Below are 1,956 nucleotides of genomic sequence, written 5' to 3'. Positions count from 1 at the left end.
GGGGGGGGGGGGGGGGGGGGGGGGGTGGGGGGGGGGGGGGGGGGGGGGGGGGGGGGGCTCGTTAGGGGCCGGCTCGGCGGCGGTTGGCGCGGCGGCGGTCATCGAGCGTCCGCCGCTCGGGGCGGCGTCGTCACGGACGGGGCGGTCGGCCCGGCCGAAGGCGGGGCGGCGGACGCGCCGGGCCGTGCTGCGGAAGGCGCACCCGTCGCAGCCGTCCCAGGCTCACCGGGCCCAGCCGTCGCCGGAACCTCTCGCGCACTCCGCGCGCCTCGCGCCCCCGCCGCGCCCCATGGGCGCTCCGTACCCTCCCGCAGCACCGCCCGCATATCGCGCACCGCATGCCAGGTCCCCCGCCAGGTGCCGGTGACCTTGGACTTCCCGGCACGCGGCCGGTACGGAACGTCCCGTTCCGCGATCCGCCACCCCTCATCCGCGGCCCGCACGACCATTTGCAGCGGGTAGCCGCTACGCCGATCGGTGAGACCCAGGCCGAGCAGCGCCTCGCGGCGGGCGACCCGCATCGGGCCGAGGTCGCGCAGCCGCAGGCCCGTACGGCGTCGCAGCATGCGGGCCAGCGCGAGGTTGCCGAGCCGGGCGTGCGGCGGCCAGGCCCCGCGGCTCTGCGGGCGCCGGCGCCCCAGCACGAGGTCGGCTGAGCCGTCCCGTACGAGGGCCGCGAGGCCGGCCAGCAGGCCGGGGTCCAGGGAGGCGTCGCAGTCGCAGAAGCAGACGAGGTCGGCGTCCGCCGCGAGCAGTCCGGCATGGCAGGCGGCTCCGAAGCCGCGCCGCGGTTCCCGCACGACGGTGGCGCCGAGGGAGCGGGCGAGGTCCGCGGAGCCGTCGGTGGAGCCGTTGTCCACGACGATGGCCCGCCAGCCCGCCGGGATGCGTTCGAGCACCCACGGCAGGGCGGCGGCCTCGTCGAGGCAAGGGAGGACGACGTCCACCCGGACGGTGTGCGGTGCGGCTGTTGTCGAGTCGGTCACACGGACCACACTACGAAGAGAAACGCGACATTTCAGACTTTGGATTCTTACGAAACACGGACGTCCATCCGGGTGGCGGGCCGGACCGCGACGTCCGCCCGCGACCGGTGACACGCTGGGGGCATGCAGACGACGCCACCGCCGGGACCGGCTCCCGGCACCGCCCCCGGCCATGTGCTCGTGGTGGACGACGACCCGACCGTCTCCGAGGTCGTGGCCCGCTACCTCGACCGCGCGGGCTTCGTCGTCGACCTCGCCCCGGACGGCCCCGCCGCGCTGGAGCGCGCCGCCGCCCGGTGGCCCGACCTCGTCGTACTCGATCTCATGCTGCCCGGCATGGACGGCCTGGAGGTGTGCCGCATCCTGCGCGCCAAGGGGCCGGTGCCGGTCATCATGCTCACCGCGCGGGGCGACGAGGACGACCGCATCCTCGGCCTGGAGATAGGCGCGGACGACTACGTCACCAAGCCGTTCAGCCCGCGCGAGCTGGTGCTGCGGGTGGAGTCCGTACTGCGGCGCAGCGCCGCCGTCGCGCCCGAACGGGACGGGACGCCGCTGCGCGCGGCCGGTCTCGAACTCGATCCGAAGGGCCGCCGCGCCACCAAGGGCGGCCGGGAACTCGCCCTGACGCTGCGCGAGTTCGACCTGCTGGCCTTTCTGCTCCGGCACCCGGGCCGGGCGTGCAGCCGCGAGCGGTTGATGCGCGAGGTGTGGGGGTGGGAGTTCGGGGATCTGTCCACCGTCACCGTCCATGTGCGGCGACTGCGCGGCAAGGTCGAGGACGACCCGGCAGCGCCCCGGCTGATCACGACCGTGTGGGGCGTCGGTTACCGCTTCGACGCGGCGGGGCCGGAATCGACGGGGACGGAGGCGGTGAACCCGGACACCGCCGCTCCCCCGGCCCCGGCGCCGGCCCCCGGCTCGCCCCCCCCCCCCCCCACCCCCCACCCCCACCCCGCCCCCCCCCCGC

The 1,956-nt window shown here is 76.5% G+C and carries 1 protein-coding gene and 1 pseudogene; one reads left to right on the top strand and one right to left on the bottom strand.

The features are described 5' to 3' along the window. Window positions 1-290 precede the first annotated feature (290 nt). Window positions 291-995: pseudogene (locus tag QMK28_RS33865) on the bottom strand (glycosyltransferase family 2 protein); the annotation flags it as partial. A 114-nt stretch (window positions 996-1,109) separates the two neighbouring features. Here QMK28_RS33865 and QMK28_RS33860 point away from each other — a divergent pair. Continuing rightward, a partial coding sequence (locus QMK28_RS33860; protein ID WP_326443530.1) for a response regulator transcription factor occupies window positions 1,110-1,956 on the top strand: 847 nt, incomplete at its 3' end.

The sequence above is a fragment of the Streptomyces sp. H27-D2 genome, assembly GCF_035828615.1.
Taxonomy (GTDB): Bacteria; Actinomycetota; Actinomycetes; order Streptomycetales; family Streptomycetaceae; genus Streptomyces.
This window is presented reverse-complemented; position numbering and strand designations above follow the sequence as displayed.